General features: G+C 64.9%; 8 protein-coding genes and 1 pseudogene. 4 read left to right on the top strand and 5 right to left on the bottom strand.

Translation table 11 applies throughout. From position 1 onward, the window contains the following. The 3 genes and pseudogenes from WCE35_RS10725 to WCE35_RS10715 form a co-directional block, all read right to left on the bottom strand. Nucleotides 1-140: pseudogene (locus WCE35_RS10725) on the bottom strand (ribonuclease HII); the annotation flags it as partial. A gap of 75 nt (nt 141-215) precedes the next feature. Further along, entirely contained in the window at nt 216-671 is a 456-nt protein-coding gene (locus tag WCE35_RS10720) for a VOC family protein (RefSeq protein ID WP_424593312.1), read from the bottom strand. A gap of 23 nt (nt 672-694) precedes the next feature. Beyond that, the gene (locus tag WCE35_RS10715) at nt 695-1,855 is read right to left on the bottom strand and encodes a PA0069 family radical SAM protein (protein WP_424593311.1); all 1,161 of its coding nucleotides are present in this window, start codon (nt 1,853-1,855) and stop codon (nt 695-697) included. Between the two features lie 180 nt (nt 1,856-2,035). Between WCE35_RS10715 and WCE35_RS10710 the strand changes: the two genes are divergently transcribed. Continuing rightward, on the top strand, nt 2,036-2,605 hold the full coding sequence (locus tag WCE35_RS10710; RefSeq protein ID WP_424593313.1) for a glycosyltransferase: 570 nt from the start codon (nt 2,036-2,038) through the stop codon (nt 2,603-2,605). A gap of 57 nt (nt 2,606-2,662) precedes the next feature. After that, nucleotides 2,663-3,604, top strand: a complete 942-nt coding sequence (locus WCE35_RS10705) for a bifunctional helix-turn-helix transcriptional regulator/GNAT family N-acetyltransferase (RefSeq protein ID WP_424593310.1) — start codon at nt 2,663-2,665, stop codon at nt 3,602-3,604. A 119-nt stretch (nt 3,605-3,723) separates the two neighbouring features. Here the strand turns inward: WCE35_RS10705 and moaB are convergent, their stop codons facing one another. Then, nucleotides 3,724-4,287, bottom strand: a complete 564-nt coding sequence (gene moaB / locus WCE35_RS10700; protein ID WP_424593309.1) for a molybdenum cofactor biosynthesis protein B — start codon at nt 4,285-4,287, stop codon at nt 3,724-3,726. Nucleotides 4,288-4,443: 156 nt separating this feature from the next. Then, nucleotides 4,444-5,367 (bottom strand): KPN_02809 family neutral zinc metallopeptidase, encoded by a 924-nt coding sequence (gene ypfJ / locus WCE35_RS10695; RefSeq protein WP_424593308.1) that lies wholly within the window; start codon nt 5,365-5,367, stop codon nt 4,444-4,446. A 242-nt stretch (nt 5,368-5,609) separates the two neighbouring features. Between ypfJ and WCE35_RS10690 the strand changes: the two genes are divergently transcribed. Together WCE35_RS10690 and WCE35_RS10685 are read left to right on the top strand one after the other, a co-directional pair. Then, complete coding sequence (locus WCE35_RS10690; protein WP_424593307.1) at nt 5,610-6,743, top strand: site-specific DNA-methyltransferase; 1,134 nt, start codon at nt 5,610-5,612, stop codon at nt 6,741-6,743. Between the two features lie 94 nt (nt 6,744-6,837). Beyond that, on the top strand, nt 6,838-7,158 hold the full coding sequence (locus WCE35_RS10685) for a hypothetical protein (protein ID WP_424593306.1): 321 nt from the start codon (nt 6,838-6,840) through the stop codon (nt 7,156-7,158). Nucleotides 7,159-7,184 lie beyond the last annotated feature (26 nt).

Raw genomic sequence — 7,184 nt, 5'->3', positions numbered from 1 at the left:
CGCCCGGCCTCGTCGCAGCCGGCCACCGGCCAGACCCCGCGCCTGATCAGCGCACGCTCGCGGCGAAAAGTCGGCGGCGCGACCGCGATCACGCCTTTCGGCGGCTTGGCCTGCTTCTTTCCTGACTGGTCCCGAATCATGCCGGGATGGTGCGGAAGCCCGACGGGCCGCGCAACCCGGAACTCCGCGCAATTCCCGCTATTCGAACCTGATGTTCAATCCGGCAGATGAACGCGCCGGTCGTCGCCGACCTCGATGCCCGGCGCGGCCACGACTTCCCAGGCATGGCCGTCGGGATCGGCAAAATACCCGGAATAGCCGCCATAGTCGGTGGCGCACGCGGGCTTCAAGAGCGATGCGCCCCTGGAGTTCGCGAAAGCCAGCACGGCATCGACCTCCTCGGCCGATCGGCAATTCCAGGCGAGCGTCGTTCCGCGAAAGGTTGTGGGCCGCGGATGATCGGGCAGCGTGACGTCCCGCGCGAGCCGATCCCACGGATAAAGCCCAAGCACCGCGCCGCCGGTATCGAAGAAGGCGACGGCCGCGCCGGTTGCGCGAAATCTTCGCGCAAAGCCGAGTGCGCCATAAAAAGCGATGCTGACGCGCATGTCGCTGACGCCGAGCGTGATGACCGTGAGCCGCGGAACCGGCGCCGGCAATCTCTTTCTCATGCTACTCCCCCACCCACGTCGTCCTAGAACAAACTCAATTGCTCTCCGCTTCGCTTCGGCTTGGCAAAATGGTCGGTGGTCAGTTTCGAACGCCGCTTGTTGAGGCCGAGTTTCTCGCAGGCGATTTCGAACCGGCGGCCGATCATCCAGGCCATCGGGCCGGTGCCCTTCATCCGCGTTCCCCATTGCGAATCGTAGTCGCGCCCGCCGCGCATGTCGCGGATCATGGTGAAGACATGGCGATAGCGGTCGGGGTAGTTCGCCATCAGCCATTCGCGGAACAGATCGCGCACTTCCAGCGGCAGCCGCAGCAGCACATAGCTCGCTTCCCTGGCGCCGGCATGTGCCGCGGCGTCCAGAATGCGCTCGATCTCGGAATCGTTCAGCGCGGGAATGACCGGCGCCACCATCACGGTGGCCGGAATGCCGGCATCCGACAGGTGCTTGATCGCCTCCAGCCGCCTCGCCGGCGTCGAGGCCCGCGGCTCCATGGTGCGCGCAAGTTCTGCATCGAGCGTCGTCACCGACAGCGCGACCTTGACCAGATTGCGTTTGGCCATCCGCGCGAGAATGTCGATGTCGCGCCCCACCAGCGCCGATTTGGTGACGATGCCGACGGGATGACCGGCACGCTCCAGCACTTCGAGAATGCCACGCATGATTTTCCGCTCGCGCTCGATCGGCTGATAGGGATCGGTGTTGGTGCCGATCGCGATCATGCGCGCCTCGTAACCGGGCGCCGCCAGCTCTTTCTCGAGCAGCGCCGGCGCGTCCGGCTTGGCAAGCAGTTTGGTTTCGAAATCCAGCCCCGGCGACAGGCCGAGATAGGCATGGGTCGGCCGCGCAAAGCAGTAGACGCAGCCATGCTCGCAGCCGCGATAGGGATTGATCGAACGGTCGAAGCCGATATCGGGCGAGTCGTTGCGGGCGATGACCTTGCGCGAGGTGTCGATCGAAACCGTGGTCTTGAACGGCGGCAATTCCTCAAGGCTCTGCCAGCCGTCGTCGAAGGCCACCCGCGCCTCGGCCTCGAACCGGCCGCTGTCGTTGGACTGCGCGCCGCGGCCGCGCCGCCGCCCGCGCTCGATGGCAACCGCGAGTTCGGGAAAAGGAGTCGCACCCGCCGGTTCGGAGGGCGCCGTGACCGGCGGGTGCTTGAGGGCATGAGAGGATGCTCGGCTCATGATTTGAACGTAGCACGCTGTTAGAACAAATCAAGAACAATAAAATGGAATCCACGGCGCCGCTGCCTTAAAAATCGCAGCCCGCAGCCAAAAGGCTGCGTTGCAAAAGGCGGCGTTAATTGTGACAAGGTGATAACATTGCAGCGTTTTTCACTGTTTGAGCCGGTCGAAGCCGCCTTCATGCTGAGCGTGATTATTCCGACCGAGGGGGTCGAGCACACCGCTGTGGCAACGCTCGCGGCGCTGGTGCCGGGAGCGGCCGCCGGCATCGTGCGCGAAGTACTGCTGGTCGACCGCTCGGCAAGCGGCGTGATCGAGCGGGTCGCCGACGTCGCCGGGTGCCGTTTCCTCAAATTCGAGGGCACGCGCGCCGCGGCGCTGGCGGCCGGCGCCCAAAAGGCCCGTTCGCCCTGGCTGATGTTCCTGCATGCCGGCGCCGTACTCGATTCGGGCTGGATCGAGGAAACCACCCAATTCATCCAGCGCGTCTCGGTGAGCGGCCGGCCCCGCGCCGGCATCTTCCGCCATGCCCGCTCGCCCTATGCCGATCCGCGGCTGCGCGATGGCTTCAAATTCGTCGTCCGCATGATCACCGGCCCGTCGGCGGAACAGGGCCTCCTGATCGCGCGCGACCATTACGACCGGCTCGGCGGCTACCGGCCGGATTTTCGACGCTCCGAGGCCCGCCTGCTGCGGCAGCTCGGCCGCGCCTCCCGCACCATGCTGCGCAGCCGGATCATGATCGCCTGACGGCAGATCGTTTGACGGCACTTGCCATTTATTTGATTTCGTCAAATAATATACCTGATGACATCAAGTATATTCGATCCGGTACTGGAAGGGCAGATCGCCGCCGTCCGCGGCTTCAGCCGGTTCTATACCAGCAAGCTCGGCATCATCGAACCGAAGCTGCTGGACAGCCCGTGGACGCTGCAGGAGGCGCGGATTATCTACGAGATCGCGCAGCGGCAAAACTGCACCGCGACCGATCTGACGCGCGAACTGCGCCTCGATGCCGGCTTTCTCAGCCGCACCTTGCAAGCCCTGCAGCGCCGCCGGATCGTCGCGCGAAAGCCGTCAAGCACCGACCGCCGCGTCAACGAACTCACGCTCACCGCCAGGGGTCGCGCGGCCTTTGCCGAACTGGACGGCCGCTCGCGCCGCGCGGTCGCGGCGCTGCTCGGTGAACTGGACGACCGCGAGCGCGCCGCCGTGGTCCATGCCATGCGCATGATCGAGCAGACGCTGGCGCCGCCATCGCCAAAGCCCGCCGGCTTCCTGCTGCGCAGCCATCGCCCCGGCGACATCGGCTGGGTGATTTCGCGGCATGGCGCGCTCTACGCGCAGGAATATGGCTGGGACATCAGTTTCGAGGCGCTGGTCGCCGAGATCGCCGCGCAGTTCATCCGGTCATATGATCCATCGCGCGAGCATTGCTGGATCGCCGACCTCGACGGCGAACCGGTCGGATCGATCTTCCTGGTCAAGGCCTCGGACAAGGTGGCGAAGCTGCGCCTGCTGCTGGTGGAGAACAAGGCGCGCGGGCTCGGCGTCGGACGCGCGCTGACCGAACAATGCATCCGCTTCGCGCGCGATGCCGGCTACGGCTCGATCACGCTGTGGACCCAGAGCATCCTGGTCGCGGCGCGCGGCATCTACCAGCGCGCCGGATTCAAGCGCGTGACGGAGGCAGAGCACCACAGCTTTGGTGTCGATCTCGTCGGCGAGACCTGGGAGATGAAGCTGTGATTCTCAGCCGTCATTCCGGGGCGCGAGCAGAGCGAGCGAGCTACGATCTGCAATTGCACATCGGAGAATCTCGAGATTCCGGGTCTGGTCCTTCGGACCATCCCGGAATGACGTGCAAGCTAGATCGACGCGCCCTGCGCCTTCGGCCGCCGCAGATGTTCGTCCAGCCGCGGCATGATCTCGACGAAGTTGCAGGGCCGGGTGCGATAATCGAGCTGGGCCTTGAGGATGCCGTCCCAGCCGTCGCGGCAGGCGCCGGGCGACCCCGGCAGGCAGAAGATGAAGGTGGCGCCCGCGACACCCGCGGTGGCGCGGCTCTGGATCGTCGAGGTGCCGATCTTGGCGTGGCTCAGCAGGTGGAACGCAATGGAAAACCCGTCCATCCGCTTCTCGAACAGCGGCTCGATCGCCTCCGGCGTGACGTCGCGGCCGGTAAAACCGGTGCCGCCGGTGGTGATGATGGCATCGATGCTCATGTCGGCGATCCATCTCCTGACCACGGCGCGGATTGCCTCGATGTCGTCGGTCACGATCTCGCGCGCCGCGAGCGTGTGACCGGCCGAAGTCAGCCGATCCGAAAGCGTCGTTCCGGATTTGTCATCCGCGAGCGAACGGGTATCGGAGATCGTCAGCACCGCGATATTGAGCGGCACGAATTTTTTGGTTTCGTCGATGGAAGACATGGCACTTTATCCCTCGTGTCCCGGACGCGGTGCAGCGTCCTTCACGCTGCTCCGCAGAGCCGGGACCCATAGCTGGCAAGACGCAGAGGAAACATGGACCCCGGATCAGCTGCGCACCGCTGACGCGCTGCGCAGCGTCCGGGGAACGCACACTTGCTACGACGCCCCAAACGTGTTGCAGGCCTGCACGGTGCCCTGCTGATAGCCGGTCATGAACCATTGCTTGCGCTGGGCGGCCGAGCCGTGGGTGAAGGAGTCAGGCACCACCCGGCCCGTCGTCTGCCGCTGCAGCGTGTCGTCGCCGATCGCGGTGGCGGTGGTCAGCGCCGCGTCGATATCGCCGGCCTCGAGGAAGCGCGGCCGCTTCTTCTCCTCGCGGTTGACCCAGACGCCCGACAGGCAGTCGGCCTGCAGCTCGACCTTGACCTGCAGCGCGTTGGCCTCCGCCTTGCCGCCGGCCTGCTGCTGCAATCGCGTCACGCGCGGCAGGATGCCGAGCAGGTTCTGGATGTGGTGGCCGGCCTCGTGGGCGATGATATAGGCCGCGGTGAATTTGCAGGCGCTGCCCGAACAGCCACGGAAGCGCGTCTCGACCTCGCGGAAAAATCCGGTGTCGAGAAATATCTGCTTGTCCGGCGGGCAGTAGAACGGGCCCATCGCCGATTGCGCCATGCCGCAGCGCCCGCCATTGGTGGCGTTGCGGAACAGCACGATGCGCGGACCGGTATAGGTTTGCCCGCTGGCCTGAAAAATCTCGCTCCAGCGGTCGTCGATCTCGCCGAGGACGCCTGAGATCATGCTGCCCATCTCGTCGGTCGGCGCGCCGGTCTTGGCCGGCCCTGACCTGCGTTCGGTTTGAATCGTCGGCGCCTGTCCGCCGCCGGTGAGAATTTCGGCGCCGCCGATCAGGATGCGCGGATCGATGCCGAAGGCGTAGCCGAGCAGGCCAAGCACGATGACGGTGCCGATGCCGAGCCCGCCACCGCCCATCGGCAGACCGAAGCCGCCGCCGCCCATTCCGCCGCCGTCGTCGCGACGGTCATCGATATCGTCGCTGCGGCGGAAATCATCGTAACGCATGCCGGGTTCCTCATTTCAGTCCGCGCGCGGCTCAGTCTGCGCGCGGCGCTCGCGCCGATAGCCGACGCGGCAGTCACGTAAAAATTCCCATCTCTTATTCAATAACCTGCCCGGCAAAAATTGCCTAGCGAGAAAGAATTGCCGGGTTAAGTCGATTTTTACTTTGGCTCGTCAATCTACCGCCAGTCGGTTGTTTGGTCCCGCGTCGCCGACAGCGTCGCCTGAGTCAGAGTATTTGAGTCATGGTTGTGTCGCGTCGCGGGGCGTCTGCAAAGGCGCCCCGCACCAAATTTGAGTCCTCATCGGACATCCGTATCGTCGTTGGCGATTGCGTCGCCGGGATGTCGAAGCTTCCGGCCAGTTCCGTCGATCTGGTATTCGCCGATCCGCCGTACAATCTGCAGCTGAAGGGCGATCTCAAGCGTCCCGACGAATCCCGTGTCGATGCCGTCAACAACGACTGGGACAAGTTCTCGTCGTTTTCCGCCTATGACGATTTCACCCGCGCCTGGCTGCTCGCCAGCCGCCGCGTCATGAAACCGTCGGCGACGCTGTGGGTGATCGGTTCCTACCACAACATCTTCCGCGTCGGCGCCATCATGCAGGACCTCGGCTTCTGGGTGCTCAACGACATCGTCTGGCGCAAGACCAACCCGATGCCGAATTTCCGTGGCCGCCGCTTCACCAATGCGCACGAGACCATGATCTGGGCGGCGCGCGACGAGAAGGCCAAGGGCTACACCTTCAACTACGAGGCGCTGAAGGCCGCCAACGAGGACGTGCAGGCGCGTTCCGACTGGCTGATCCCGCTCTGCACCGGCGAGGAACGCCTCAAGGGCGCCGACGGCAAGAAAGTGCATCCGACGCAGAAGCCGGAGGGCCTGTTGGCGCGCGTGCTGCTGTCATCGTCAAAGCCCGGCGATCTCGTGATCGATCCCTTCAACGGCACCGGCACCACCGGCGCCGTGGCCAAACGTCTCGGCCGCCGCTACATCGGTTTTGAGCGCGACCCGACCTATGCGACCGCGGCGGAAGCCCGCATCGCCGCCGTCGAGCCGCTGCCGGAAGCCACGCTCGCGCCGTTCATGACCGCGCGCGAGGCGCCGCGGGTGGCGTTCGCCGAACTGATCGAGCGCGGCATGATTGCGCCCGGCACTAGACTGGTCGATGCCAGGAAGCGTCACGGCGCGCTGGTCCGCGCCGACGGCGCCATCATGCTCGGCGACAAGGTCGGCTCGATCCACCGCATCGGCGCGGTCGCGCAGGGCGCCGAGGCCTGCAACGGCTGGACTTTCTGGCATGTCGAAACCAACAAGGGCCTGCGCCTGATCGACGAACTGCGCGCCGAAATCCGCTCCGAGATGGCGGCGGGCTGAGCTCTATCGGCCGCGACAGCCATTTGACGTTGCTTGCCTGCCAACACAGGGACTAATATGGAGGCTGGCATTTGCTGTCCTGACTGGTCGTCCGATGCGAAGACAATCCGAGACATGGCTGCTGGTACCGCTGCTGCCGATCTTGTCTCTCGGCGCAATTCCGATGTTGATGTTGGTGTTCCTGGGATTTGCCGGTCTCGGCATCCTTGGCGTTCTGATGATTGGCGCCGGCCTGGCTGACGGGTTGGACGCCAACCGTGATTTCAATCGCCAGGTCATCGTCCACGGCTATGCGCGACAATCGGAGCGGACCGTTCAGGCCTCGAAATTGCATTTGGCAGTTCGTTCCGCCACCGTCGTGACCGTGGCGGGCATCGGATTGGTAGTCGTGGCACTGGTCGGCCTTTTCGGCTGATCAACGGTCTGCGCACGGAAATCCGC

This window comes from Bradyrhizobium sp. (assembly GCF_049691595.1).
Taxonomy (GTDB): Bacteria; Pseudomonadota; Alphaproteobacteria; order Rhizobiales; family Xanthobacteraceae; genus Bradyrhizobium.
The sequence above is the reverse complement of the archived record's forward strand: the minus strand, read 5'-3'. Positions and strand labels throughout refer to the sequence as shown.

Excerpts from the sequence above, each read along its gene's own strand:
- ypfJ (WP_424593308.1), bottom strand. The coding sequence starts at position 5,367 with ATGCGTTACGATGATTTCCGCCGCAGCGACGATATCGATGACCGTCGC.
- WCE35_RS10715 (WP_424593311.1), bottom strand. The coding sequence starts at position 1,855 with ATGAGCCGAGCATCCTCTCATGCCCTCAAGCACCCGCCGGTCACGGCG.
- WCE35_RS10690 (WP_424593307.1), top strand. The coding sequence starts at position 5,610 with ATGGTTGTGTCGCGTCGCGGGGCGTCTGCAAAGGCGCCCCGCACCAAA.
- WCE35_RS10705 (WP_424593310.1), top strand. The coding sequence starts at position 2,663 with ATGACATCAAGTATATTCGATCCGGTACTGGAAGGGCAGATCGCCGCC.
- moaB (WP_424593309.1), bottom strand. The coding sequence starts at position 4,287 with ATGTCTTCCATCGACGAAACCAAAAAATTCGTGCCGCTCAATATCGCG.
- WCE35_RS10685 (WP_424593306.1), top strand. The coding sequence starts at position 6,838 with ATGCGAAGACAATCCGAGACATGGCTGCTGGTACCGCTGCTGCCGATC.
- WCE35_RS10710 (WP_424593313.1), top strand. The coding sequence starts at position 2,036 with ATGCTGAGCGTGATTATTCCGACCGAGGGGGTCGAGCACACCGCTGTG.
- WCE35_RS10720 (WP_424593312.1), bottom strand. The coding sequence starts at position 671 with ATGAGAAAGAGATTGCCGGCGCCGGTTCCGCGGCTCACGGTCATCACG.